The organism is Streptomyces triticirhizae (assembly GCF_003696235.1).
Classification (GTDB): Bacteria; Actinomycetota; Actinomycetes; order Streptomycetales; family Streptomycetaceae; genus Streptomyces; species Streptomyces triticirhizae.
The window spans coordinates 25,107-49,559 of the sequence record NZ_RFFJ01000012.1; the positions used below are offsets into that span (position 1 = coordinate 25,107).

Annotated in this window: 21 protein-coding genes and 1 pseudogene; 12 read left to right on the forward strand and 10 right to left on the reverse strand. The window is 72.2% G+C overall.

Annotated elements, in window-relative coordinates:
* Position 1 precedes the first annotated feature (1 nt).
* Positions 2 to 2,527 carry a D-alanyl-D-alanine carboxypeptidase gene (locus EBN88_RS32335; RefSeq protein ID WP_267902533.1) on the reverse strand — a complete coding sequence of 842 codons (2,526 nt, stop codon included), beginning with the start codon at positions 2,525 to 2,527 and terminating at the stop codon, positions 2 to 4.
* A 463-nt stretch (positions 2,528 to 2,990) separates the two neighbouring features.
* Between EBN88_RS32335 and EBN88_RS04445 the strand changes: the two genes are divergently transcribed.
* The 5 genes from EBN88_RS04445 (at position 2,991) to EBN88_RS04465 (ending at position 7,097) form a co-directional block, all read left to right on the forward strand.
* On the forward strand, positions 2,991 to 3,788 hold the full coding sequence (locus tag EBN88_RS04445; protein WP_122182468.1) for a GOLPH3/VPS74 family protein: 798 nt from the start codon (positions 2,991 to 2,993) through the stop codon (positions 3,786 to 3,788).
* 200 nt (positions 3,789 to 3,988) lie between these two features.
* Entirely contained in the window at positions 3,989 to 4,861 is an 873-nt protein-coding gene (locus EBN88_RS04450) for a helix-turn-helix domain-containing protein (RefSeq protein ID WP_122182469.1), read from the forward strand.
* Between the two features lie 178 nt (positions 4,862 to 5,039).
* Positions 5,040 to 5,249 (forward strand): DUF397 domain-containing protein, encoded by a 210-nt coding sequence (locus tag EBN88_RS04455; RefSeq protein ID WP_122182470.1) that lies wholly within the window; start codon positions 5,040 to 5,042, stop codon positions 5,247 to 5,249.
* Between the two features lie 359 nt (positions 5,250 to 5,608).
* Positions 5,609 to 5,833 carry a hypothetical protein gene (locus tag EBN88_RS04460; protein ID WP_122182471.1) on the forward strand — a complete coding sequence of 75 codons (225 nt, stop codon included), beginning with the start codon at positions 5,609 to 5,611 and terminating at the stop codon, positions 5,831 to 5,833.
* Between the two features lie 163 nt (positions 5,834 to 5,996).
* Complete coding sequence (locus tag EBN88_RS04465; protein ID WP_122182472.1) at positions 5,997 to 7,097, forward strand: LLM class flavin-dependent oxidoreductase; 1,101 nt, start codon at positions 5,997 to 5,999, stop codon at positions 7,095 to 7,097.
* Between the two features lie 31 nt (positions 7,098 to 7,128).
* Here EBN88_RS04465 and EBN88_RS04470 read toward each other — a convergent pair whose 3' ends face one another.
* Positions 7,129 to 7,644 carry a PH domain-containing protein gene (locus EBN88_RS04470; RefSeq protein WP_122182473.1) on the reverse strand — a complete coding sequence of 172 codons (516 nt, stop codon included), beginning with the start codon at positions 7,642 to 7,644 and terminating at the stop codon, positions 7,129 to 7,131.
* A 255-nt stretch (positions 7,645 to 7,899) separates the two neighbouring features.
* Here EBN88_RS04470 and EBN88_RS30420 point away from each other — a divergent pair, with 255 nt between their 5' ends.
* Complete coding sequence (locus EBN88_RS30420) at positions 7,900 to 8,058, forward strand: hypothetical protein (protein ID WP_158621321.1); 159 nt, start codon at positions 7,900 to 7,902, stop codon at positions 8,056 to 8,058.
* A 166-nt stretch (positions 8,059 to 8,224) separates the two neighbouring features.
* Here EBN88_RS30420 and EBN88_RS04475 read toward each other — a convergent pair whose 3' ends face one another.
* The 3 genes from EBN88_RS04475 to EBN88_RS04485 form a co-directional block, all read right to left on the reverse strand.
* Complete coding sequence (locus EBN88_RS04475; protein ID WP_122182474.1) at positions 8,225 to 9,022, reverse strand: exodeoxyribonuclease III; 798 nt, start codon at positions 9,020 to 9,022, stop codon at positions 8,225 to 8,227.
* Between the two features lie 172 nt (positions 9,023 to 9,194).
* Positions 9,195 to 9,878: an HNH endonuclease family protein gene (locus EBN88_RS04480; protein WP_122182475.1), complete on the reverse strand. Its 684-nt coding sequence runs from the start codon at positions 9,876 to 9,878 to the stop codon at positions 9,195 to 9,197.
* Positions 9,879 to 9,971: 93 nt separating this feature from the next.
* Positions 9,972 to 11,327 (reverse strand): APC family permease, encoded by a 1,356-nt coding sequence (locus EBN88_RS04485; protein WP_122182476.1) that lies wholly within the window; start codon positions 11,325 to 11,327, stop codon positions 9,972 to 9,974.
* A 70-nt stretch (positions 11,328 to 11,397) separates the two neighbouring features.
* On the opposite strand from EBN88_RS04485, the gene EBN88_RS04490 reads away from it, so the two are divergent.
* The 4 genes from EBN88_RS04490 (at position 11,398) to EBN88_RS04505 (ending at position 16,818) form a co-directional block, all read left to right on the forward strand.
* A complete protein-coding gene (locus EBN88_RS04490) occupies positions 11,398 to 12,648 on the forward strand; it encodes a helix-turn-helix domain-containing protein (protein WP_122182477.1) in 1,251 nt (416 codons plus the stop codon).
* 121 nt (positions 12,649 to 12,769) lie between these two features.
* Positions 12,770 to 14,815: a PEP/pyruvate-binding domain-containing protein gene (locus tag EBN88_RS04495; RefSeq protein ID WP_233580450.1), complete on the forward strand. Its 2,046-nt coding sequence runs from the start codon at positions 12,770 to 12,772 to the stop codon at positions 14,813 to 14,815.
* Positions 14,812 to 15,732 (forward strand): hypothetical protein, encoded by a 921-nt coding sequence (locus tag EBN88_RS04500; protein ID WP_325052721.1) that lies wholly within the window; start codon positions 14,812 to 14,814, stop codon positions 15,730 to 15,732. The genes EBN88_RS04495 and EBN88_RS04500 overlap by 4 nt, the downstream gene beginning before the upstream one ends.
* Positions 15,733 to 16,140: 408 nt before the next feature.
* Positions 16,141 to 16,818 carry a fused DSP-PTPase phosphatase/NAD kinase-like protein gene (locus tag EBN88_RS04505; RefSeq protein WP_233580451.1) on the forward strand — a complete coding sequence of 226 codons (678 nt, stop codon included), beginning with the start codon at positions 16,141 to 16,143 and terminating at the stop codon, positions 16,816 to 16,818.
* Positions 16,819 to 16,979: 161 nt separating this feature from the next.
* On the opposite strand, the gene EBN88_RS04510 is transcribed toward EBN88_RS04505, so the two are convergent.
* The gene (locus EBN88_RS04510) at positions 16,980 to 17,678 is read right to left on the reverse strand and encodes a CatB-related O-acetyltransferase (RefSeq protein WP_122182479.1); all 699 of its coding nucleotides are present in this window, start codon (positions 17,676 to 17,678) and stop codon (positions 16,980 to 16,982) included.
* Between the two features lie 92 nt (positions 17,679 to 17,770).
* A pseudogene (locus EBN88_RS04515) lies at positions 17,771 to 18,726 on the reverse strand (IS481 family transposase).
* A 245-nt stretch (positions 18,727 to 18,971) separates the two neighbouring features.
* On the opposite strand from EBN88_RS04515, the gene EBN88_RS04520 reads away from it, so the two are divergent.
* Positions 18,972 to 19,415, forward strand: a complete 444-nt coding sequence (locus EBN88_RS04520; protein WP_233580454.1) for a pyridoxamine 5'-phosphate oxidase family protein — start codon at positions 18,972 to 18,974, stop codon at positions 19,413 to 19,415.
* A 123-nt stretch (positions 19,416 to 19,538) separates the two neighbouring features.
* Positions 19,539 to 20,129 (forward strand): bifunctional 4-hydroxy-2-oxoglutarate aldolase/2-dehydro-3-deoxy-phosphogluconate aldolase, encoded by a 591-nt coding sequence (locus EBN88_RS04525; protein WP_233580452.1) that lies wholly within the window; start codon positions 19,539 to 19,541, stop codon positions 20,127 to 20,129.
* 64 nt (positions 20,130 to 20,193) lie between these two features.
* Here the strand turns inward: EBN88_RS04525 and EBN88_RS04530 are convergent, their stop codons facing one another.
* From EBN88_RS04530 to EBN88_RS04540, 3 genes are all read right to left on the reverse strand, one after another.
* Positions 20,194 to 21,540: an MFS transporter gene (locus EBN88_RS04530; RefSeq protein WP_122182481.1), complete on the reverse strand. Its 1,347-nt coding sequence runs from the start codon at positions 21,538 to 21,540 to the stop codon at positions 20,194 to 20,196.
* A 104-nt stretch (positions 21,541 to 21,644) separates the two neighbouring features.
* On the reverse strand, positions 21,645 to 23,186 hold the full coding sequence (locus EBN88_RS04535) for an MFS transporter (RefSeq protein WP_122182482.1): 1,542 nt from the start codon (positions 23,184 to 23,186) through the stop codon (positions 21,645 to 21,647).
* A 172-nt stretch (positions 23,187 to 23,358) separates the two neighbouring features.
* Positions 23,359 to 24,327 carry a UTP--glucose-1-phosphate uridylyltransferase gene (locus tag EBN88_RS04540; RefSeq protein WP_122182494.1) on the reverse strand — a complete coding sequence of 323 codons (969 nt, stop codon included), beginning with the start codon at positions 24,325 to 24,327 and terminating at the stop codon, positions 23,359 to 23,361.
* Positions 24,328 to 24,453 lie beyond the last annotated feature (126 nt).

The window sequence follows — 24,453 nt, forward strand, 5'->3', positions numbered from 1 at the left end:
ATCAGGTGATCCGGGTCAACCGTGCACCGAACCCGGGTTCCGCCAGGTCCTCGCCCAGCGCCACCGGCACCTCCACGCTGCCGTCGCCCTCGCCGACCCGGAGCGTGCCGACCTCGGTGCCCGCCTCGGCCGAACCCGGCACCCCGTCGGCGTTCTCCTCCAGTTCCAGACGCACCTCAAGCCCGGGCCAGCCGACCACCGGCAGATCCTCGGTGACCACCAGCGGCACCCTGCCGCCCAGGCCGTCGTCCACCTCGCCGACCACATCGCCGGCGGAGAGCAGCGGCTCGGCCACCAACTCCCCCTGGGCGAACCGCATCAACTCGCGCCCCGCCGTCAACGCCCCGGTCAGGATCGAGTTGTCGGACGGGTGCGGCGGCTGGGCCAGCACGGCGCCGACGATCAACTGCGTGGTGTCGCCGACCTGTTGCTCGGCCGCGAACATCAGATTGCCGCCGGCGACGGTGGTGGTGCCGGGCTTGATGCCGATCACCCCGTCCATCGGGACCAGCTGGTTGTAGTTGTAGTGCAGCCGGCCCCGGCTGTCCTCGTAGGACGGCATCCGGACGATCTCGCGGAAGAAGGGGTCCTTCATGACCTCCTTGGCCAGCTTCACCTGGTCGGCGGCCGTGCTGACGGTCTCCTCGCGCAGCCCGCTCGGATCGGTGTAGACGGTGTCCGTCATGCCCAGCTCGGCGGCGGCCTCGTTCATCTTCTCGACGAACTCCTCCTCCGAGCCGGCGTCCCAACGGGCCAGCAGCCGGGCCACGTTGTTGGCGGAGGCGATCATGATCGCCTGGATCGCCTCCCGCTGGGTCATGTCGGTGCCGGCCTCCACGTCGACGGTCGACTCGCCGTCGGCGCTCAACCCCGCGTCGTCCTCGGCTTGTTGATCCACCGGGATGACCGCGCCGTCCGTTTCCGGGTCCATCGGGTGGTCGCGGAGGATCACATAGGCCGTCATCACCTTGGCGACCGAGGCGATCGGCACCGGCTCCTGCTCGCCGGACGAACCGAACGAACCCAGCCCCTGCACGTCCAGCTGCGCCTGCCCCTGCTCGGGCCAGGGCACGCCGGCCAACTCGCCCTCGAACGTGTAGGTCTCGGCGGCCGTCAGCTCAAGTCCCGGCTCGGGCAACGGGCGCAGCATCTGTGCCACGACGAAGACGATCAGCAGCAGAACCGCGAGCGGCGTCCAGATCTTGACCCGGCGCGCCAGGGTGCGCAGGGGGGTGGGCGGGGGCGCGGGCTTGTTGGTGAGCGCCGCCAGCAGCTCCAACGGGTCGCGGTCGGCGTCCGCCGGGGGCGGGGCGGCCTCCGGCTTGGGCGGCAGGGCGGGTGCCGGGGCGGCCTCGGGCTTCGGCGGGTCGCCGGCGGGCCTGGGCGGCGATGCCGCCGGCTTGGGCGGGACGGCGGGGGCGGGGGACTCGGCCACGGCCTCGTCCGCCTCGCGGGCGCCGCTCGAAGAGCCCTTCTCCCCCTCGGAGTCCTTCTCGCTCCCGGAGTCCTCTTCCCCCTCGGAGTCCTGCGGCCCGTCCGAGTCCTCGGGCTCGTCGGCGGGGCGGGCGGGCTCGGTGGACTCGGCGGACCGTGCCGGCTCGGGGGGCTCGGTTGGCCGGGCGGGCGCCTCCGGGGTGTTGGTTTCTGTCGACTTGGCGGCTTCGCCACCCTTGACGGGCGCCTCCGGGCCGGTCGGGGTCTCCTCCTCCCCCACGGGCAGCGTCGCGGTGACGTCCGGCGACCCGCCCCGCTCCGCCCGCTCCTCCGAGGCCGGCAGCCGCAGCATCGCCGTGGCGTCGCTGTCGGACCTGGTCCCGGACTCGCCGTCGGACTCGCCGTCCTCGTCCTCCGGGGCGTCGGCGTCCTCGGCCTCCTCGGGGCCGTCCACGTCGACGCCCGAGCCCTCCGACGGCACCCGCAGCTGCGTCGTCAACCGGTCGCCGGTCTCCTTCTCCGCCGGCGGCAGCCGCAGCATCCGCGTCGCATGGTCGTCCGCCTCGTCCTCGGACGCGGGCAGCCGCAGCATCGTCGTGGCATCGCCACCGGACTCGCCGTCCTCGGCGCCATCGCCGTCGCCTTGGCCCTCGCCGGACGACGAAGCGTCCGTGGCGGCCCGGCCGCCCTCGGGCTCCGACGGCTCCTCCCCCGCCGCGCCGCCGGACGCGGAGACCTTCTCCCGTTCCTGGTCCGTGCCGTCCCGGTCCGCACCGACCCGGTCCTTCTCGTCCTGGTCGCTCGCGAGTGAGCGCAGTGCGGTCGTTCCCCGGTCTCCGGCGTCGGCCGGCACCCGCAGCTCGGTCGTCAGGTGGTCCTCGGCGTCCGACGCCCCCTCGTCCTCCTCCGCCGCCGCCGCCGCACGGTCGGATGCGGGCAGCCGCAGCATCCGCGTCGCCTCGTCCGGGACATCGTCCGCACCGGCCTCGGACGCCTCGCCCGAGGCACGGTCCGCCTCCTCGTCCGCCGCCGGCTTCGCCCCGTCCGTCGCGGACTCCCCCTCGCCCGACGGCCCGTCGTCTGCGCCGGGCACGCCGGACTCCCCGGACGCGTCAGCCTCTTCGGACTCCTCCGCATCGCTCCCGGCTATCCCGGAACCTCCTCCGTCGCCCCCCTGAGCGTCGTTTCGAGCCGCCTCCCGGGCGGCCTTCCCGCTTTCGTCCCCGGGAACCTTGGCGTCCTGTGGAACCCTTCCGGGGTCCTCAGACGTCTTCTCCGATGACTCTCGCTCCCGATCCCGATCCGACCTGTCCGGGGACTCGCCCGACACCCATGCCTCCTCGCAACGACCCTTGAATGAACTGGCTGCTGGTCCCTACCAGTTTGCCGGTTCCTGTGCACCTCGGTACGCCATGCCGGCGGTGGCCCATTGACGCTCTTCTCCCCCAAGGACGTTAACGACATATCTACGGGTTCCCCACCAAAGCGACCACGCGCTCTCGACAGAACAATGTGAGAGGCGTCACCCTGTCTTTCATCCACGCGGGGAGGCATGGATGGGCAGGAGTCGTAGAACCATTCCGGAGGAGCTACTGCTTCTCGCTTTGGACCCGACCACGGGTACCACGGCGCAGCCGCAGTCGCTCGACCTCGGCCTGGCCGGGGCGCAGCTCGTCGAGCTGGCGCTGGCAGGTCGGATAGCCCCTGATGGGGACCGAATAGCCGTGGTGTTGCCACGGCCGACCGGAGATCCAACCCTGGACTCGGCGCTGGAACTGCTGCGCAGGCGCGGCTCTCCGGTGCGCGCCGTCCACTGGATCGGCGGGCCCAGGCTCGGGCTTCGCCAGACCTATCTCTCGCATCTGGAACGCTGCGGCATGGTGCACGCGGTGGAGAACCAGATGTGCGGAGTGCTGCCGACGACCCGGTATCAGGCGACGGATACGGCGGTCAGCAGGCAGATCCGGGCTCGGCTGGACACCGCGATCCGCACCGGGACCCCACCGGACGCCAGGACCGCCGCCCTTGCGGCACTGGCGCACGCGGTCGGGCTCGGCAAGCACCTGTATCCCGGGAACGAGGGGCGGTCGTCGCGCTCCAGGCTCCGGGATCTGATCCGGCACGATCCCATGGGTGGGCTCGTCGCTCACGCTGTCATGGACGTGCAGAACGGGGTGGCGGGACAGGCCGCCGCCGCACGGCGCTCACAGCCCACGAGCGCCGGCGCACGCGCAGGAGCGCGCACGCCGGCGACTGCGGCGATGAGCGTGGTCGGACAGTCACCACAGGTTTCCGAACAGGGCAGGCGGAGAGGAGTCACCCGAGCCGCGGTACGTCCTTCGCTGTCGCACTAGTTCTTCCACAGTGACCGCACCGGGAGCCGCATAGCGAGCACGGGGTGTGGTGGCGGGTGCTCCTTGGCCCGTCACCACACCCCGTGCTCGTGATCGCGCACCCTCTGTCGCGAAACGCCAGCGGACGCACCGCACGTGGTGGCAGGCTTCAGGGCAGTGGCGATCACGCGGTCGCCTGGAGATCGACGGAGGGGCCTGGAGTGTCGGGGAACGTCAATCCGACTGTTCGGAGACGTCGGTTGGGGCAGGAGTTAAGGAGGCTCCGGGAGGACCGGGGTATGACGGCCGAGGAGGTCGCCGACCGGCTGCTGGTGTCCCAGTCCAAGATCAGCCGACTGGAGAACGGGCGGCGCAGCATCAGCCCTCGGGACGTCCGCGACCTGTGCGGGGTCTATGAGGTCGAGGACGCGAAGCTGGTCGAGTCGCTGATGCAGATGGCGAAGGAGTCGCGCCAGCAGGGCTGGTGGCACGCGTTCGCCGAGTTGTCCCCGAGCTACAGCGTCTATATCGGCCTGGAGACGGACGCGTCCTCGCTGCGGGTGTATGAACCGCAGGTCGTGCCGGGGCTGTTGCAGACGCCGGCGTACGCCGGCGCGGTCATATCGGGTGCGCTTCCCGAGGTCGGTCAGGACGAGGTGGCCAGCAGGGTGCAGGTGCGGCTGAGGCGGCAGCAGCGCATCTGGGAGGACCGCACGCCGTTACGGCTGTGGGCGGTGGTGGACGAGTCGGCGCTGCGGCGGGCGGTCGGCGGCCCGGCGACCATGGCGGAGCAGCTGCGCCGGCTTGAGGAGTGCTCGCGGCTGCCGCATGTCACCCTCCAGGTGATGCCGTTCTCCGCCGGCGCGCACCCCGGCGTGAACGGCCAGTACACGATCATGGAGTTCTCCGAGGCGGCGGACACCACGGTGATCTACCTGGAGGGCGGCACCAACGACCTCTACCTGGAGAAGCCGCACGACGTGCAGCACTACAGCATCATGTACGAGCACCTCCGGGCGCAGGCCTACAGCCCGGAGCAGACCCGGCGCTTCGTGCTCCAACTGGCCGAGGAGTTCGACCGCCAACGTTCGTGACCCCCCTCGGCGGCACGCTCCGGGAGCGCGGGCGGCCGTGCACTCTACACCGCAACTCGCCTATGCCTGAGGCAAGTTGATAATTAATCACCCTCTCGGATGAAAGCACTCCGGTGATGGGCCTGCCGGCCAGTACGGTCACGGCGTTTCCTGTCGAACGTCACGACCCGGAGTTGGCATGGCAATTGAACACGGCAAGACGCGCGTCTGGACCCGGTCCTCGCACTCGGCCGGCCAGGGCGCCTGTGTGGAGGTGCGCTCCCCGGCACGTGACCTGCTGGCGGTGCGGGACTCCAAGGCTCCCGCCGGCCCGCGCCTGGGCTTTCCCGTAGGGGCCTGGTCGGCCTTCATGGCCGGGATGCGGCTGTCCCGGGACCTGACGCGCTGAAGCAGTCGACAACCACCCTGGGGTGGGGGCACATGCCCGTGGCCCGGCCAGCCGGCGGGGCACGGCACACACGGCACCCCACCGCCCGGGCGGTCCGCCGAGGGGGTGCACCCGGAACCACGGGGGCGTTCCGGGCGCACCCCCTCGGCACCGCCCAGCACCGACCACCACCGCCCGTCCCGTCTCGTCCAGCCCCGTCTCGTCCCGCCATCCCGCCCCGTCTCGTCCCGCCATCCCGCCCCGTCTCGTCCCGCCATCCCGCCCCGTCTCGTCTCGGCCGGCGCCGGTCCTGCCCGCTCGCCCGAACCGCGATGGCGGGGGCGGCGGGATGCGCCTACGCTGGCGGGAAGGGAGGTGTTATGCCCCAGTCACCCGAATCACCCGAGTCAGGTGCGTCAGACGAGCGGCGCCACACGGAACTCCCGACGCCCGACCGGCTGCTGCGCACCGGGGCCGAGGGGCCGGTCGACCCCGAGGATCTGGTGCGGCTCAGCGGCCGGGAGCCCACGCCCGAGCTGGTCGAGGAGGCCAGGCAACTGCTGGCGGAGGAGGGGCCCGCCGCGATCGAGCGGTATCTGCCCTGACGGCCGCTTCACGCCGTCGCACAACCGGGCCGCGACGTGCGATACCTCACGGTCCCGGCGCCCCGGGCGCGTGGCGGAATGAACCGCCACCGGCCCGGGTTGCCGCCTGGAGGGAACCGGACGTGTTCCCCACAGCGGGCAACGGACCAGGGAGGCGAGCGCGGTGACCGAGGGCGCCACAAGCACGGAACGGGACGAGATCCGAGGAGTGCGCCGAGGCGGCGCGCCGGTGCCGTTGTCCGTGCTGGACCTGGCCACGGTCGGCGCGGGGCACACCGCCGGGGACGCGCTACGCAACACGGTCCGGCTGGCACGCCTCGCCGAGGAGCGGGGCTATCACCGCTTCTGGGTCGCCGAGCACCACTCGATGCCCGGGGTCGCCAGCTCCTCGCCGGCGGTGATCCTCGCCCGTCTGACCGCGCACACGGAACACATCCGGCTCGGGTCGGGCGGAGTGATGCTGCCCAACCATCCGCCCCTGGTGATCGCCGAGCAGTTCGGCACCCTGGAGGCCTTGGCGCCGGGCCGGATCGACCTCGGGCTGGGCCGCGCGCCGGGCAGCGACAGCGCCACGGCCGCAGCGCTGCGGCGGGGGCGCGCCGACGGGGCCGAGGAGTTCCCGAGCCAGCTGGCGGAGTTGGTCCGCTTCCTGGACGACGACTTTCCGGACGGCCACCCGTACAGCCGCGTTCACTCCGTGCCGGGTCCGGTGCAGGGCAGCGCCCCGGGCGGGGTGCAGTCGCCCGCGCGACCGCCGGTGTGGCTGCTGGGCTCCTCGGGCTTCAGCGCCGAGTTGGCGGGGCGCATGGGGCTGCCCTTCGCCTTCGCTCACCACTTCTCGGCGGCCAACACCGTCCCCGCTCTCGACCTCTATCGCTCCTCCTTCCGACCGTCGGAAGTCCTGGACGAGCCCTATGCGTTGATCGGCGTCTCCGCCCTGGCGGCGGAGGACGCGTCGGCGGCCCACGCCCAGGTTCTGAGTGGGGCGTTGACCATGATCCGGCTCCGCACGGGTCGGCCTGGGCTGGTGCCGACGGCCGAGGAGGCCGCCGCCTATCCGTTCAGCCCGGTCGAACGGGACTTCGTCGACGGCTGGCTGGCCAATGTCGTCTATGGCACCCCGGAGACGGTGACCAAGGGGTTGGACGCGCTGGTGGAGCGTACGGGCGCGCAGGAGTTGATGATCACCGCCAACGCGCACAGCCCCGAGGCCAGGCTGCGCAGCTACGAACTGATCGCCGACGCCTACGCGTTGACCCGCTGACCTCGCTTCCCTGCGGCAGGCGAGGACCTGGTCACCCCCGCGCGCCGGGGGCGACCTGGGCCAGCGCCCGGGCCAGATCCTGGGCGTTCTGGGTGTAGCCGGTGACGCGCAACCGTCCGCCGTCGCGGAGCCGCACGCGAAGATCAACGTCATTACCGAGGGCATATGCCAGCGGCGGCCGTGGGCCCTTCTGCTGGACGGAGACGATGTCGGGCCAGCCGATCACCCGCCGCCGGCCGGGCCGTTGGTGGACGAGTCCGCCCTGGTACAGCACGAAGACCTCGCCCCTGCCCCGGACCAGCGCCACCAGCCGGGTGAGGCCGAACCCGAGCCCGAGCAGGCCGATGCCCAACACGGCACCGGGCAGGACGTTCGACCCGGTGCTGGTGTCGTCACGGTCGAAAGTGGCCAGCAGGATGGGAATCCCGGCGGCGACTCCGACCACCCCGACCAGGAGCGACCACACCACGGCGGTGCGCCGGCGGGCGTTGTCCGTGGGGTGCTCCCCGACGCGCGCCCCCAGCGCGTGCTCAGGTTGGGCGTTCACGTTGGCCCCTCGCTTCGTGGCGCCGGGCCACTCCCGGGCCTCGGCGCTATCCCTCCCCGAGAGCCCAACGGGAAAAACACGCTATGCCCCGCGTCCACCCCGGATAGCGGGAAGGCGAGCCCCGGGTACCTCCTCCCGGCATATGCCACTGTGTTGAAAGTGTGAGACGCAATTGCATCCGGCATCAGGCTGCTTGGATGGTGGTCGTACAAGGGGATTTCTTCCCTCGCTCAACTCCCACCCTCAGGAGCCCCGATGAGCAGCAGCAGTGCCGAACCGCCGGCGGGACCGCAGGAGTCGGCCCCTGCCACCGAGTCCCAGGACTCCCGCCCCTCGCTCAGCGAGCGGCTGGAGGAGGTCAACCGGCTGTCGGATCTCGACCGACGGATGAAGGGCCTGGGCCAGAACCACTGAGACGCGGGCCTCGGCGCCCACCCAGATCGGCGCCACCCCGAATCGGCGCCCGCCCCGCCGAGGAGCCGCACCGGCCGGGCCGCCCGCCACCCGTCGAGCGCCGTCACCGGCGACCCCGTCCCGGTCAGGGCGGGACGGGGAACGACGGCCCGGCGAGGAGACGCCGTCAGTCGAAGACCACCGTCACCGGTGCGTGGTCGGACCAGCGCTCGGCGTGGCTGGCGGCTCGCTCGACCTGGGCTTTCAGGCAACGCTCGGCCAGCCCGGGCGTCGCCATCTGGTAGTCGATCCGCCAGCCGGCGTCGTTGTCGAACGCACGGCCCCGGTAGGACCACCAGGTGTAGGGGCCGTCCTGGTCCGGGTGCAGCGCGCGCACCACATCCGTGTAGCCGCCCTCCTCCCCCAACACCCGGGAGAGCCAGGCCCGTTCCTCGGGAAGGAAACCGGAGTTCCCCCGGTTGGCACGCCAGTTCTTCAGGTCGGCCTCCCGGTGCGCGATGTTCCAGTCGCCGCAGATGAGGGCCTCCCTACCGCCGCCGGCCGCCGTCGTGCGCAGCTTCACCAGGTAGGGGAGGAAGGCCTCCATGAAGCGCTCCTTCTCGTCCTGGCGCGGAGTCCCCACCTCGCCGGAGGGCAGATAGAGACTGGCCACGGTGGTCCCCGGCAGGTCCACCTCCAGATAGCGCCCCGCGTCCTCGAACTCGGGTGCCCCGAAGCCCACCCGCACCGCGTCGGGCTCGCGCCGGGTCAGCACCGCGACACCGGCCCGGCCCCGGGCCGCCGCCGGGGCGTAGAAGGCGTGCCAACCGGCCGGCCGCCGCACCTCCTCGGCGAGTTGGGCCTCCTCCGCCCTGACCTCCTGGAGGCACACCACATCGGCGGCGCACCCGGCCAGCCACTCCAGGTACCCCTTCTTGGCGGCCGCCCGAAGGCCGTTGACGTTGACGCTTGTCACGGTGAGCACGGATCTCTCGCTTTCTGTGCCCGAGCTGTCGTGTGCCCGAGGAAACCTGCCCGAGCACCGCCCGGGCCGGGGCACCGTAACAAACGTTCACGCTGGTCACGTAGGACGATCTTGCGTCCCAAGGCCCGGCACCCCCTCCGTGGGCACCGCCGGGTCGAACGTCACCGTCGGGTCAGCCACAGGTGTCGAGCAACTCCGCGAGAGTGTCCCGCTCGGCTTCGGTGACCGTCAGCTCGTAGTGATGCTTGACGGCCGTCCAGGCCCGACCGTAGACGCAGTGGAACGCCTCGGCCTCGGGAAGCCAGGTGTCAGGGCCCTGGTCGCCCTTCTCTCGGTTGCTGCGCGCGGTGACCGCCAGCAGCTGCGGGCGGGTGAGGTCGTTGGCGAACACCTCCCGTTCGTCGTCGTTCCATTCGTCAGCACCCGAGCGCCAGGCGTTGGCCAGGGGGACCATGTGGTCGATGTCCACCTCGCCGGCCTCGGTGACCGTCACGTTGTCGTAGGGGCTGAGCCAGGTGCCGGACGTGGGCTGGCAGTCGTCGCCGACCCGCACCTCCTCGCCGTCCCGCTGTAGCACCTGCTGGCGGACGGTGCAGCCGCTCTCGGTGTTCCAGTGAGGGAAGCGGTCGCGGGAGTAACCCTCCATGGAGGCGGGCTCGGCCACGGTGAGCGCGGCCAGCTGCTCCCGGGCCGAGTCCGCGTCCGGCAGGCCGGGCAGCTCCAGGGGGGCCTCGGACGGAAGGACCTCCGCGTCGTCGTGCGGCTCGGGCTCCGCCCCCAGACCGCATCCGGCCGTCAGGGCCAGCGGAACCACGGCCAGCGCCGCCACCCTTGTCGCCCACGATCGCCGTACCATGCCCCACGCCTCCCAGCCGTCGCCCCCGGGGAGCCTTCCCCGCCTGTGGCAAGGTACCGCCCCCGGCCGAACGGGCAGGTGGTGGAGTGGTGTTCAGACCGGCTCGCGATCGATCTCGGGGGCGTGTTCGCCGGTCACGCGCCTCCCCAGCGGAGGTGTTCCGCGCCCCGGCGCCATCCGGCGATCGCGGCCGGCGAGGCGGCGATACCCCAGCGCCGCGACCGCGACGACCGCCGGCCACAGCAGGTAGGGACCGGTCATCAGGGCCAGGGCGAGCACCGCGACCAGCGACACCAGCGCCGACCACCAGCCCGCGCTCCGCCGTGGCAGCAGGCGGAGGGCCGCCGCCACACCGACGGCGTACACCGTCACAAACATGCCGGTGGTCATCAACACCAGGGGCTTCGGGCCGATGCCGACGCCCAGCACGACTCCGAGCAGGAGGAGCGCCAGCGTCGCGACCACCGCGAGGCTTCGGCGCGGCACCTCGCCCGCCGCCCCGCCCCGGCTCAGCGCGGCTGGCAGCGCTCCGTCCCTCGCGAGTGCCGCACCCAGATTGGCCGCGCTGGCGAGGTAGGTGTTGACGACTCCGAAGGTCAGCAGCAGGGCCGCCAACGCGGCCAGCGTCTGGGCCGGTCCTCCCAGGCCGCGCGCCATCAGGTCGCCCAGTGGGGCGTCGGACCGGGCGGCGCCCGCGCCGAGTACCGTCACCACCGCGAAGGCCACGGACAGATACAGCAGGCCGACGATCAGCACGGCGGCGGCCGCCGCCCGGGGCAGGTCCCGCGACGGGTGTCGGAACTCCCCGGCGAGATGGGTGATCGCCTCCCAGCCGGCGAAGCTCCACACCAGCAGCGTGGCCGCCGAACCGACGGCCGCCCACCCGTGGGGCGCGAACGGTTGGAGGTTCTCCCAGCGCACGTCGGGGAGGGAGAGCAGCACGGAGCAGAGCAACAACACAGCCAGCAGCGCGGCGAGCACCAGCTGGAGTCGGCCGGTGAGCCGCAGCCCCACGGTGTTGGCCGCGACCACGGCCACCATCAGGACCACGGCGGCTCCTGCGGAGTGCGCGGCCCCACCGTTCAACGCGGCCGACCCGTAGTCCCCGAAGAAGAGCGCGGCGGCCGTGGCTCCGGGCGGTATCGCGAAGAAGAAGCACCAGCCGACCACGACCGCGGCGCGTTCGCCGAAGGCGATCCTGGCGTAGGTGGAGACGCCGCCCGCGTCCGGATGCCGGGCGCCGAGGGCCGCGAAGGCGCCGGCCAACGGCGCGGAGAGCAGCACCAGCGCGAGCCAGGCCAGCAGCGAGGCGGGGCCAGCGGCCTCGGCCGCCAGCGCGGGCAGGGCGATGACTCCGGTGCCCAGGACGGCGCCCACATAGAGGGCCGTCCCCTGGAGGACCCCCAACCGGCCCCCGGACGCCCTGACTTCGCTCGATTCTTCCGTCATGGCCCAAGCCTTCGCCGCCGGATCGCTCCGGGCCAGTGGCAGAAACGGCGGAGGGCGCTAAATTCCTGCCATGACCTCCCTCACCACGCACGGAGCGTCCGGGGCCCCCTCGGGCCTCCCGGGCGGCGCCACGCCGACGGCCGCCCGTCCCCCCGGTCCGGGGACGACCGGGCCTGCGGGGCGCCGCCATGTGGTCGCGCTGGCCGTCACCGACCGCACGCCGGACTTCGAACTGGCCGTCCCCTGCGAGGTCTTCGGGCTGGACCGCAGCGATCTCGTCGACCCCTGGTACGAACTGCTGCTCTGCGCCGGCGAACCCGGTGAGCTGCGGACCGCGAGCGGCCTGATCGTCCCCACGACGCACGGCCTCGAAGCGCTCCCCGAGGCCGACACCGTCGTCGTGGCCGCCTGCGCGCGAAGCCGTCAGCTGGTCCCGCCCCCGGAGCTGGTCGCCGCCGTGCGCGAGGCGCACCGGCGGGGGCGCCGGGTGGTCTCCCTCTGCGCCGGCGCGTACGTCCTCGCGGAGGCCGGACTCCTGGACGGGATCAGGGCCACCACGCACTGGATGAACGCCACCGACTTCGCCCATCGCTACCCGGCCGTGGACTTCGACCCCGAGCCGCTCTACATCGACAACGGCGCCATCCTGACCTCCGCCGGCACCGGCTCCGTGATCGACCTCTGCCTGCATCTGGTGCGGCGCGACCACGGCGCCGCCGTCGCCAACGAGGTGGCCCGGCGGATGGTGGTTCCTCCGCACCGCGAGGGCGGCCAGACCCAGTTCGCCAAGCCGCTGGCCCGGCCCTCCGGCCGAGCCGGAGGCGGCGGCGGACTCGCCACCACCCTGGACTGGGCCAGGGCGCGGCTGGACCGGCCGCTGACCGTGCGCCAGCTGGCCCGGGTGGCGGGGCTGAGCGAGCGCACGTTCGCGCGGCGCTTCCGTGACACGCTGGGGATCACCCCGCTGCGCTGGCTGGTGCAGGAACGGGTGCGGCTGGCCCAGGAGTTGCTGGAGACGACGGACGAGCCGGTGGAGGCCGTCGCGCACCGAGCGGGCTTCGGCACGGCGGCCAACCTGAGGCACCACTTCCGCCGCATCACCACCGTCTCGCCCGCCACCTACCGCCACGTCTTCCGCCATCGGGCCGCCGACCCCCTCAGTGACCGGCACCGACGCCCACACGCGCCGGATGCGCACCCACCATCCCCGACAACCGCGGGCGACCTCACCCGCCCAACGGCGCACCAGCCCCACCGCATGACCCCTCTCCCCCCACACGCCGCGACTCCTCTCGGTAGGTCATCGATTGACGCTGAGTAGCAAACCACACCCCACTGACAATCATCGACCACGCTGCGTGATGAGACGGTTGCGCTGAACGGCCCACCCGGCTGGCGTGGTGCGGAGGACCCGAGAACGCTGGCCCGGGAGGAGGTGCGCCGTGGTCAGCGAGACGGACCAGCTCGCGCTGGTGGCACTCGACTCCGCCCCCGCCAGCGACTCGTCGGTGGTCGGCGGAAAGGCCGCCCACCTGGCCAGAGCCCTGGCGGCGGGGCTGCCGGTGCTGCCCGGCTTCGCGCTGGTTCCGACCGACCACGCGCCAAGAGGCGCGCTCAGCGGCGCGCGACATATCAGGCGCGCCCAGGAAGCACTCAACGCGCCGGCGCTCGTGGTGCGTTCGTCGGCCCGGGATGAGGACTCCACCGACTCCTCGATGGCGGGGCGGTTCGTCTCCGTGCTCGACGTACGGGGCTGGGCGTCCTTTGTCGAGGCGGTGGGCCAGGTGTTGCGTTCGTCCGCTGCGGATGCCGAGTTCATGGCCGTTCTCGTGCAGCCCATGCTGCGTTCCGAGGTCGGCGGTGTGCTCTTCGGAGCCGACCCGGTGTCCGGGCGGCCCGACCGCGTCGTGGTCAGCGCGGTGCCCGGCGGCCCCGAGCGGCTCGTGGACGGCTCGCGCCAGGGCGTGCGGTACCAACTGACCCGGCGCGGACGGGTCGTCGAGCGCCGAGCGGCCGAGGAGGACGAGGAGCCGCCGCTCGACGGCCGGCGACTGCGCCGGCTCGCGCGGCTGGCCCGCGACACGGAGCGAGCGTTCGGCCGTCCACAGGATGTGGAGTTCGCGTTCGACGGAGACGACCGGCTCTGGCTCCTCCAGGCGCGCCCGATCACGGCGATGTCGGCCCGGGCCGCGCCCAGGGCCCGACTGTTGGGCCCCGGGCCGGTGGCAGAAACCTTCCCCCGGGTGCTCCAACCGTTGGAGGAGGACCTCTGGGTCGAGCCCATGGCTCAGGGACTAAGCCTGGCACTGGACATCACCGGGGCTGCCTCGCGACGGGCGCTGCGCGACTGTCCCACGGTGCTGACCGTGCGCGGACGCGCGGTCGCCGACCTGAGGTTGCTCGGCACGGTGGGGTCGAGCCATCCATGGCTCCAGTTTCTGAACCCGCTCCCCGGGGCAAGACGAGCACTGGCGGCCTGGCGCACAGGAAGGCTGCGTACGGCGCTTCCGCTGTTGGCACTGGACCTGATGGCCGACATCGACCGCGAGTTGGCCGGTCTCCCCGAACCCGGAAAGCTCCTCACCGGCCAGTTGATGAACACTCTCTACTGGACGCGCAGCGTCCTGGTATCCCTCCACGCCCAGGAGTCCCTGGCGGGTGCGCTGCTGGACGGAAGGACCGGCGACGAGGGCGGTCGGCGAAGGGGGGCGACGGCCACCGGGGAGGCCCTGGCGCTGCTGGCCGAACGCCGCGCGCGTCAACCGACAGAGGCATCCGACGTCGACCGCCTGATCAGGGAGAATCCGGTGCTGTTGGCCCTCTCGCCGCCCGCGCTGAGCACGAAGCCGACCCTGCCCGAGGTGACCGGACTGAGCGCGGCACCGCGCGGAGTGGGCGCGCTGCCGCCCAGGGAGGGCCTGCGGTTGCGCATCCGTTGGGTGCAGGAGTTGCAGGCGCGGGTGGTGCGGGAGTGCGCGGCGCGTTGGGCGGCGGCCGGTATGGAGAACGCGCTGGGGCGCGCGGCCGTGCTCCGCTGGCCCGAACTGGTCGCCGCGCTCGACGCGGGCGGCCCGCCGGCGGAGACCGCGGACCGCCAACCGCGCCCCTGGTCACCGGAGTTGCCCTCCGCCTTCCGGCTCTCCGCCGACGGCGAGCCGGTGCCGGAACGGCCGGCGGCGGGCTCGGCGGAGGGCCTGAGCGGCCAGGGCGCCAGCGGCGGCTTCGGAACCGGGGTGTCCTGGGACGGGACCGGCGAACGCCCAGCGAGGGCGATCCTGGTGGTCCGCACCCTGGCCCCCGATCTCGCGCCCCGCCTGCCGGGGCTGTGCGGCCTGGTCGCGGAGACCGGGAGCGTACTGTCCCACCTCGCCGTGCTGGCCCGGGAGTACCGCGTGCCCGCCGCGGTGGGCGTCCCCGATGCGGTGGAACGTTTTCCGCCGGGGACCGAGCTTTCGGTCGATGGCACCACCGGAACGGTGAGGGCATGAGGCCACTGCGTTATGCCGGTTATCTGCTCGGTGGGCTCGCTGCCGGAGGAGCGGCCGTCTATCTGGTGGTCTACCTCTACCGCTGGGAGTGGCAACGCGCCCTGCTGTGCGGGGTCTTGCTGCTGGTGATCGAGACGTTTCTGGTGGGGACCGTGTTGCTGGCCCGCATGGGCAGGCTTGATCGACGACTGACCGAGTCGGATGCCCGCGCGGAGACCGTGCTGCGGCGGCTGGAACAGTCCCGCACGGAGGGCCGGACGCGGTTCAGATGGCTGGACGGTGGCGACGGCGACCGGCTGACGGTCTTTGTTCCGGTGCTGATGGCGACCGGTGCGGCGCTCTCCGGCCTGGCCCTCATCGTTCAGAAAGTGGCCTCGGCCAGTGCACGCCCCAGCGCGGAACGACGGCTGGCCGGCCGACTGGCACGGCTGACGGCACCACCGGGCGGGGTGCGGGGGCACGGGCCCTGGCTCGCCGAGGAACCCGTGGCGCGGCCGCCCGGGCCACGGCGACGCCTCCTTGTGACAGCGGGACTGGTAACCGCGGTTCTGGGGGCGATCCTCCTGGTCAACCTGATCTCGGACGCCACCCAGACCCGGCGGTCAACCGCCCCTCCGTCGGCCGCGACCTCGGTGGTCTTCGAGATCGAGGTGCGGAACAACGAGGACCCGCTGGCGTCCGCACAGGCGGCCGACGCCCTCTGGGAAACCTGCCGCCGGGCCACCTCCGCCCCTCGACAGGACGGCCTGCTCGGCCGGCTCGACCGCGACGTCTTCGTCGGCGTGCTGCGCCCCGCGATCTCGGAACACGATCTGCGCCGCCTGCGCGGCTGCCTTGTCGACGCCCGAACGGACCGCGCGGTGGCCAGGGTGTTGGGCGAGGGACAACTCGGCCAGAGCGACTCCGACGGACGGTGAATTCACCCCTGCGTCGGGAGAGAAACCTGGGGAGAACGTGACGTCGCCCTCTTTCTCGGATCACATGCCCCGGGCGTTCTGCGGAGAGCCGACGATCACCGCTGAAGGCCCATCGATCACGCTCTGACCTGGACTGTTGGACAGCGACGCCATTCCGTGGTGGGCTTCCCGGAACTCGCGCTCCGAATGTCGCGAACGATCTCGCCGGAACGATCTCCCGGATCGCCCGATGACTTCGGAACGCTCCCCGTCCCCCTGTGATCTTTCCGCTCTCCTGGAATTCCAGAACTCTCTCCCATGAACCTGCGCTTTCCTGGCTCATTCCGCCCCCCGTCGCTTCCCCCCGGCGACGATCTCGCGACGAACACCCCCGAGGGAACGACCACTCCCGAGGGAACACCCCTCGCCGTGTCGACACCCGAGGCGGTCCGGCGATCGCCGCTGCGCCTGACGGTGCGGATACTGGGCATGGTGGCGCTGGGTTACCTGACCCTGTGGCTGGCCTCCGTGCTCGGCATGTTGGGCGCGCACGCCTGGGCGGGCCAACATCACGCGGGCGGCGAGAGGGTCGCGGGCATCAACAACTTCCTGGCCGTCGACGACCGGCTCTGGCGGGGCTCGGCTCCCCGTGAGGAGGGCTACGCGGAGCTGGCGGACCAGGGCGTGCACACCGTGGTGGACCTGCGGGCGGAGGACCTCTCCGAGGAGGAGCTGGCCCTTCCGCACGAGGCCGGCCTCGCGGTGGAACGGCTTCCCATCCGGGACGGCCAGACGCCCACCGACGAACAGGTGGAACGCTTTCTGAGCATCGTGGAGGATTCCTCGGGACCGGTGTATGTGCACTGCGGTGCGGGAGTCGGCCGGACCGGCTCGTTGACCTCCGCCTATCTGGTGCACACCGGGCAGGCCTCCTCGCGGGAGGCCGTGGTGCGGACGCTCGCCGTGGGGCCGCCGTCCATCGAGCAGGTCTACTACATCCTGACCTCGGGCGACCTGGACGCCGATCAGCCGCCGACGGCCGTCGAGGGCATCAGCCGCCTGCTCGACGCACCGCGCCGCATCAACGCCTCGCTGTCGATCTTCTGAGCCGCCCCGCCCCTCTCGTGCTCCCGCTCGCCGGCCCCAGATCGCAGTTTCGATAACTCAGGGTAGCCAAGTGCCGGATCTCTGTGGCACACTACTACGCGTGGTGACGAAAGAGCACGGAGCGTCCCTCCCAAGCGGCCATGGGAAGGACGCGCTGTCGCTCACCGTGAGGGTTCACGGACCAGCCCCGGGTCGGGGTCGGCTGTGACCTGGCTCGGGTCCACCCCGGCGTAGCGGGCCAGGGCCCGCACGTCGTGTCCCTGGAGCAGGGGCAGGGCCTCGGCGATCCGCTCGTCGGGCCACTCCCACCACGCGATCCGCCACAGGAGTTTGCGGGTGTGGGAGTCGAAGCGGTGGCGCACCACCCGGTTGTCGCCAACGACCACGGCGTAGGGAGGGACATCCTTGGTGATCACGGCGCGGGCGCCGATGATCGCGCCGGTGCCTATGCGGACACCGGGCATCACCACGGCCTCGTAGCCGATCAGCACCTCGTGCCCGATGACGGTGTCCCCGGCGGGGGCCCAGGCGTTGGCGGCTCCCTCGAAGAAGTTGAAGCCGTAGGGGGTGACGGCGGTCAGGTCATGGCCGTGGTTGCCCCCGAGTAGAAAGGAGACCCCGGAGGCGAACTGACAGAAGTTCCCGAGCACCAGGCGGTCCAGGCGCTGTCCGTCGAGTTGGAGCCGGTCGGGGAACGCGTAGCGGACCCGGCGGGCGAAGCTCTCCCCGTGATGGTGTCCGCTGTACCAGGAGTGACGGCCGTCGGCCAGGGTGATCAGGGCGTGCTCGGCCACCTCGGAGTCGGTGTCCAGGCGCTGGACCTCGGTGAAGTCAGCGAAGGGAGAGGAATCGGCGATCATCCGAGTGACGTTAACAAGCCAACTCCCTTCCTGAGCAGAGTTGGTGCGAGCCTTGTGCTGCCCTCGAGCGGCGGCCGGTCCGGCGCCACGGCCTAGGTGTATTGCCCTGTGAGGTTGGGGACGCGGGTGGCGGGTGGTTGGCCTTTGAGTGCGGTGTGTCCGCGGTGGTGATTGTAGGTGTGGAGCCGGGCGGGGAACGCGTCGCGTCGTTCCTGTTCTGATCGGTAGGGGCGGGCATAGGCCCACTCGTCCAGCAAGGTCCGGTTCAGCCGCTCGACCTTGCCGTTGGTCTGGGGCCGGTAGGGCCGGGTGCGCTTGTGGACGATCCCGGCCGCGGCCAAGGCGTCGCGCCAGGTATGGGACTTGTAGCAGGCGCCGTTGTCGGTCAGGACGCGTTCGACGGTGATCCCGGCGTGGGTGAAGAACGCCTGGGCGCGTTGCCAGAAGGCGGTGGCGGTTTCCTTCTTCTCGTCCGCGTGGATCTCGCTGTAGGCCAGGCGGGAGTGGTCGTCGACGGCGGTGTGGATGTACTGGTAGCCGGCGCTGGTGCGGTTCTTGCGGCCTGCGGCGCGGCCGAGGACCTTTGTGGCCGCCGCCGTCGGGGATGTTGCCGAGTTTCTTGATGTCCACGTGCATCAGTTCGCCGGGGCGTTCGCGTTCGTAGCGGCGTATGACACGGCCGGTGGCCCGGTCCAGATGTGTGAGTCGTGCCAGGTGGTAGCGGGTCAGGACGCGATGCACGGTGGACGGGTTCAGGCCGAGTAGGTGGGCGATGCGGGCCGGGCCCCACCGCCGCGGCACGCGGAACCTTGATGATCCGGCGTCCGGTCCGGGTCGGCGTGCGGCGGGGGCTGTGGTGCGGGCGGGAGGACCGGTCGGCCATGCCGGCCTCGCCGAGTTCGCGGTAGCGTCTGGCCCACCGCGCGGCGGTGGTGGGTGAGACCTGGAAGCGTTCGGCCGCACGGCGAAGCGGCCAGCCGTCCTCCACGACGCAGCGGGCCAGACGCAGGCGTCCGGTCTCGGTCAGCGGGGCGTTACGGTGGTACATGAGGGCCTTCTGATCGTTCGGGTAGATCTCGCAATCCACACCGAACCCGGAAGGCCCTCCCCCATTCAAGATCCCTCAGCCGAGACCTACATCACCGTCCACAACCTCCCGAGACAGAACACCTAGGACCCGCGCCCGATGCGTGTCCGGCGTGCCTCCACGAAGCTGACGGCATGTCTGAGCACCTTGCTGCCAACGAGGCCGAGTCCGTGGCGACGTCGGAGGCAGGCTCCGCCGGTTTCTCCGTGGACGCCTTCCTCGCCCGACCGCTGACGGCGCGGATCGCCACGGTGGGCCCGACGGTTCGCCCCGTCTGGTTCCTCTGGGAGGAGGGCGCGTTCTGGACCCTCACCGGCCCCTGGTCCCGCCTCCAGCGGCATGTCCTCGCCGATCCCCGGGTGGCGCTGGTGGTGGACGAGTGCGACCTGACCAGCGGGCTGGTGCGGCAGGTGATCGCGCGGGGCCGCGCGGAACTGCTGCCGTTCGACGTGCCGCGCGGACGGCGGAAGTTGAGCCGCTACCTGGGTCCCGACGAGGGGCGATGGGACGCGCGCTTCATCCGCTACCTGCACGAGGACCCCGAGCGCAGCGGCGCTCGGTGGCTGCGCCTGCGCCCCGAGCGGCTGACCGCGCAGGACCTCTCGTTCCAGGCGGAGCCCGGCCCCGAAGTCGAGGGCTCTCCGGCCTGAGCCCGGCGGGCGACGGCCGATTGACACCCCGGCATCGGCTGCCTAGCGTGACCGCGTTCGCGCGCCGGCCGGGCGTCCCCGCCCGGGGCACCACCTCACCTGCGGCATTCGCCTGGGGGCACCATGGAACCGACCGATCCCCTGCTCACCGCGCTGGCCGCACAGCGCCTGCTGCCCGTTCTGCGTTCCCCCAGCGCCGACGCCGCCGTCGACCGCACGAGGCAACTCCTGGACGCCGGTTGCCGGGTGGTGGAGCTGACCACCTCGACCCCGGACTGGGATCGGGCGCTGGCCAGGCTTGTCGCCGAGGGGCGCGGTCTGATCGGCGTGGGCACGCTGAGCACCGGCGAGCAGGCGGCGCGTGCGGTGGAGGCGGGGGCGGCGTTCCTCGTCACGCCGTTCCCAGCGCCGCAGGTGCGGGAGGTGGCCACGGCCTCCGGCGTGACGCTGGTCGAGGGCGGATACACGCCGGGCGAGATCGCCGAGGCGGCCGGGCGGGGCCCGGCCAAGGTCTTCCCCGCCCATGTGGGTGGGCCGAGGTTCCTCTCCTCGCTGCGTGCCGTGCTGCCCGGGGCTGTGCTGATTCCGACGGGCGGCATCTCCGTGGACGAGGCCTCCGCCTATCTGGAGGCCGGTGCCTGGGCCGTGGGGATCGGCTCCGGCCTGCCGGACGAACCGGCCGCGCTCGCGCGTCTGTTCACCGCGACAGGCTGACGCGCCAAGCCCCGTGGGCCCCGGCCGAGCGCGGTCCGAGGCCGGGTCGGGGCAGCGGTCGGCGCTACGGCTGGGCGCGCTGCGCCGCCGCGTGTACCTCCCGCCGGCGCAGGGTGCGTATCGGCGAAGCGGCCAGCAGCAAGGCGCAGACCAGCAGCGTGGTGGCGCCCCCCGCCAGCAGCACCTCGCCCGGGCCGAAGAGCCCGGCCGCTGGTCCGGCGAGGGCCTGGCCCACCGGCAGCATCACGAGTGAGCCGGCCACCTCGTAGGCGTGAATCCGGTTGAGCACCGCCCCGGGCACCTGGGTCTGGACCGTGGTCGCCCACATCACCCCCCAGAACGCCAGCGCGGCGCCCGCCACGACCGACGCCCCGACGATCAGCGGCACCGACAGCCCCAGACCGACGGCCACGGGGTGGGGCGCGAACCCGAAGAGCGCGATCGCGCCGGCCCGCAGCGGCCGCGCCGGGCGGAAGCGCAGCGCCGCGAGTCCGCCGAGGACCATGCCCACGCCCAGCGCCGAGTTGACGAGCCCGTAGGCGCGCTCCCCGTGGCCGGTGATGATCTCCGTGGCAGCCAAGGGCACCGAGGGTCCCCAGGCGGCGCACATGAACAGCATCCAGATCAGGATCACCCCCCACATCCACGGCCTGGCCAGGAACTCCCGCCAGCCCTCGGCGAGATCGGCCCGGAAGGCGGCCCGCGCCTCGCGGGAGCCCGGCCGTTCCGGGAGCCGGAGCGCCAGCAGGCACAGGGCGCTCACCAGATAGGTCGCTGCGTGGACCGCGAACACCCCGCCCTCCGAGGTCAGCCCGATCAGCACCCCGGCGGCCGCCGGGCCGAGCACCGCCATCCCGGACTCCGAGGTGCGCACCGTCGCGTTGGCCGCCTGCACATCGCGGGCGATCAGTGGGACGGTGCTGGCCACGCCGGGTTGGAAGGCTGCCGCGCACACCCCGTTCACGACGCCCAGCAGGCAGATCGCCCACAGCGCCGCGTGTCCGGTGGCGAAGAGCAGGGCGAGGCCCGACTGGGTGACCACGCGGACGAGGTCGGCGCCGATCATCAGCCGCCGGGTGTCGAACCGGTCGGCGAAGACGCCACCGAAGATCACCAGCCCGGCGAAGCTTGCGGTGAACGAGGCCATCGCGGCCCCCACCGCTCCCGCGCCGCCGCCCTGGGCCACCAGGCCGGCCGCCAGGGCGACCGGAAGCATCAGGTCGCCGAGCTTGGCCACGGTTCTCGCGGCGAAGAAGAGCGCGAAGTTCCGGGACCACAGCGCCGGTTCCGGCGACCCCGCCCCGCCCTGCGAGGCCACCCCGCTCGCCGGCGGGCCCTCGCCCGGGTGCGCCGACGCCGGAAGCGGTTTCGTTTCGCGCGCTTCGGGGCGCCCGGGAGATGGTGTGCTCATGCTCTGAACTATCGCGTCCCTGGCACCGCTCCCGCCCCCGGGTTTCGCCCCGCACCTCCTCGCCCGGCCTGCACTCGCCGGCCCCGCGACGCCCGTCTGCCCGCTCATCCGTCCTCGTCCCCCGGAGCACCCGCACCCGGCCCACCCCTCCCCGCCCGCCCCGCGTCTCCCGCGCGATGCGGGTGGTGGTCACGGTCCCGGCCCGGTTCCAGCGGTGGCGCGGTCACCTGGCAGTGACGGCGGCAGCTCGGCCGGACCCGCCCCTCGCGCGGCAGACCGCTCGGCACCACCCACCAGGCCAGCGCGGCGCCCAGCACCATCAGCCCGGCGCAGATCAGCACCGCGCGGCCGAAGGCCGCGTTGAGCCGGTCCGCCGAGCGGTAGTCGTCCGTGGTCAGCCCCACCAGCAGCGGCAGCGCGGCGACGGCCAGCAGTTGGGCGATCCGCGCCGCCGCGTTGTTCACCCCGCTCGCGATGCCGGCCCGGCGGTCGTCCACGGAGGCCAGCACGGTGGCGGTGAGCGGCGCCACGAAGAGGCTGATGCCCAGCCCCTGCACGACCACGGCGGGGAAGACGTCCGGCCAGTACGAGCTGCCCGGGCTCACCCGGTGCAGCAGCACCAGCCCCACCGCCGCCACCAGCGGCCCCAGCGTCAACGGAAGTCGGGGACCGATCCGTTGGGCCAACTCCCCGGCCGGCCCGGAGAGCGCGATCAGCAGCAGGGTCGTCGGCAGCGAGGCGACGCCGGCGGTGAGCGCGTCATAGCCGAGGCCGTTCTGGAGTTGCGTCGGCAGCAGGAAGAACACCCCGCCGAGCGCGGCGTAGAGGCAGAGGGTGACCAGGTTGGTGGCGCTGAACAGCCGGGAGCGGAAGATCGTCAACGGCAGCATCGGCCGCGCGGTGCCCCACTCCCGCCAGACGAAGACGGCCGCCAGGACCGCCCCGACCAGCGCCGGCCAGAGCAGCCCGTCGATCAACGCGAAGGTCAACGCGCCCAGTGCCAGCGCGCCGAGCAGCGCGCCCGACACGTCGAACCGGCCGGTGGCCTCCCAGTCCCTGCTCTCCGGAACGTGACGTGCCAGCAGGGCGACCAGCAGTGCCAACGGAGCGTTGACCAGGAAGATCCACCGCCAGCCCGGACCGTCCACCAGCCAGCCGCCGAGGAAGGGTCCGCCGGCCGTGGCGACACCGCCGAGGCCCGACCAGAGACCCACCGCCCTGGCTCGGTCGCGTTGCCGGAACGAGGACTGGATCAGCGCCAGCGAACCCGGTGTCAGCAGCGCCCCGCCCACCCCCTGGAGCGCCCGGGCGGCGATCAGCACGGTCCCGTTGGGCGCGATCCCGCAGAGCAGCGAGGCGAGGGCGAACCAGGCGACGCCCCACAGGAAGACTCTCCGCCGGCCGAACCGGTCGCCGAGGCCGCCGCCGAGCAGGATCAGCGAGGAGAGGGTCAACATGTAGGCGTTGAGCGTCCACTGCAACGAGGACAGCGGCACGTCAAGGTCGGCGCCGATGTGCGGCAGCGCGACGGTCACGATCGTGCCGTCCAGCATGGCCAGGCCCGAGCCCAGTACCGCGCTGGCCAACACCCAACGGCCGGCCGGGCTGGCGACCGCCAGCTCGCCGGCCTGCGGCCTTTCGGTCATGGGGGCGCCTTCCGCGTAGCCCCCCGTCCGAGCCTCGGGCCCCGCCGGGGCGGCGTCACGGGCCCGGCGCCAGGCCGTCCCGTGGCCGCCGCCGGCGGCGGCCGGTTCTCCCCGGAGTCCCGCTCCCCTCGTTCAGGACGTCGGGCCGTCGGGCCGTCGGGCCGTCAGGCCGTCAGGAGGACCAGCGGCCCGCCCAGCCGGGGAAGGTGGCCGGAGTGGCGCCGGCCGGCTGCCCGTTGGGGCCGGATGACTCGCGCGCCGAGGCGCTCAGGTCCTCGGCGAGCTGACGCAGCGAGGGGCCGTAGGTCGGGTCGGTCAACGCGGCCGCGAACTGGGCCTTGAGATACGCCTCGGGCGTGCCGGTGTCGTACCAGGTCCCGTCGATGACCTGACCGTAGACCGGGTGGTGGGCGGCGTGGGCGTTGAACGCGTCGGTGAGGTAGATCTCGCCGTCGGGACGGTCGTACCAGCGGCGGGTCTGTTCCTCCAGTTCGGCGATCACGCCCGGCGTCACCACATAGCCGCCGATGGCGGCGAACGGCGAGGGAGCGTTGCGGGGTTCGGGTTTCTCGACGAGTCCACCGATGGCCAGGCAGCCATTGCCGAGGTCCTCCTTGACGATGGGGACGCCATAGCGGCTCGATTCGGCGGGGTCCATCGGCATCAGGGCCAACACGGGGGCGTCGGTCGTCTCATAGGCGGCCATCAGCTGTTGGGCCCGCGGCACCTCGGAGACGAAGACGTCATCCGGCCAGAGCACCAGGATCGGCTCGTCACCCAGAATGCGATAGGCGTTCAGCACCGGAGTTCCGTTGCCATAGGGGCCGTTCTGGTACATGTAGGTGATATGCGCGAGTTCCGAGACCTCGCGCACGCTCTCCGCGTACTCGTGTTTCCCGGCCTCGCGCAACTGGGCCACCAGGCCCGGGTTGGGCCGGAAGTGCTCCTGGATCAGGTCCTTGCTGCCGCTGGTCACGATGATGATCTCCTCGATGTCCGAGGCGACCAACTCCCTTACCGTGTGCTCGATCACCGGCTTGTCGCCGATCGGCAGCATCTCCTTGGGCAGGGCACGCGTCAGCGGCAGGAGCCGAGTGCCGAGGCCGGCGGCCGGAATGACGGCCTTGCGAATTCTGGTCATGACGAGAAACCCTTCGGAGCCGATGTCGGGCACCGCAACGACGGCGGGCATCATCGACGCTACCAAGGCGTGTCAGAACGGCATCTCGGGAAACCTGCTGTTCACCTTCCGTTTCCGAGGGAGCGG

Bases quoted from the DNA above. Each gene is read 5' to 3' on its own strand.
- EBN88_RS04445 (WP_122182468.1), top strand. From the start codon at position 2,991: ATGGGCAGGAGTCGTAGAACCATTCCGGAGGAGCTACTGCTTCTCGCT.
- EBN88_RS04455 (WP_122182470.1), top strand. From the start codon at position 5,040: ATGGCAATTGAACACGGCAAGACGCGCGTCTGGACCCGGTCCTCGCAC.
- EBN88_RS04460 (WP_122182471.1), top strand. From the start codon at position 5,609: ATGCCCCAGTCACCCGAATCACCCGAGTCAGGTGCGTCAGACGAGCGG.
- EBN88_RS30420 (WP_158621321.1), top strand. From the start codon at position 7,900: ATGAGCAGCAGCAGTGCCGAACCGCCGGCGGGACCGCAGGAGTCGGCC.
- EBN88_RS04480 (WP_122182475.1), bottom strand. From the start codon at position 9,878: ATGGTACGGCGATCGTGGGCGACAAGGGTGGCGGCGCTGGCCGTGGTT.
- EBN88_RS04485 (WP_122182476.1), bottom strand. From the start codon at position 11,327: ATGACGGAAGAATCGAGCGAAGTCAGGGCGTCCGGGGGCCGGTTGGGG.
- EBN88_RS04490 (WP_122182477.1), top strand. From the start codon at position 11,398: ATGACCTCCCTCACCACGCACGGAGCGTCCGGGGCCCCCTCGGGCCTC.
- EBN88_RS04500 (WP_325052721.1), top strand. From the start codon at position 14,812: ATGAGGCCACTGCGTTATGCCGGTTATCTGCTCGGTGGGCTCGCTGCC.
- EBN88_RS04510 (WP_122182479.1), bottom strand. From the start codon at position 17,678: ATGATCGCCGATTCCTCTCCCTTCGCTGACTTCACCGAGGTCCAGCGC.
- EBN88_RS04525 (WP_233580452.1), top strand. From the start codon at position 19,539: ATGGAACCGACCGATCCCCTGCTCACCGCGCTGGCCGCACAGCGCCTG.
- EBN88_RS04530 (WP_122182481.1), bottom strand. From the start codon at position 21,540: ATGAGCACACCATCTCCCGGGCGCCCCGAAGCGCGCGAAACGAAACCG.
- EBN88_RS04535 (WP_122182482.1), bottom strand. From the start codon at position 23,186: ATGACCGAAAGGCCGCAGGCCGGCGAGCTGGCGGTCGCCAGCCCGGCC.
- EBN88_RS04540 (WP_122182494.1), bottom strand. From the start codon at position 24,327: ATGACCAGAATTCGCAAGGCCGTCATTCCGGCCGCCGGCCTCGGCACT.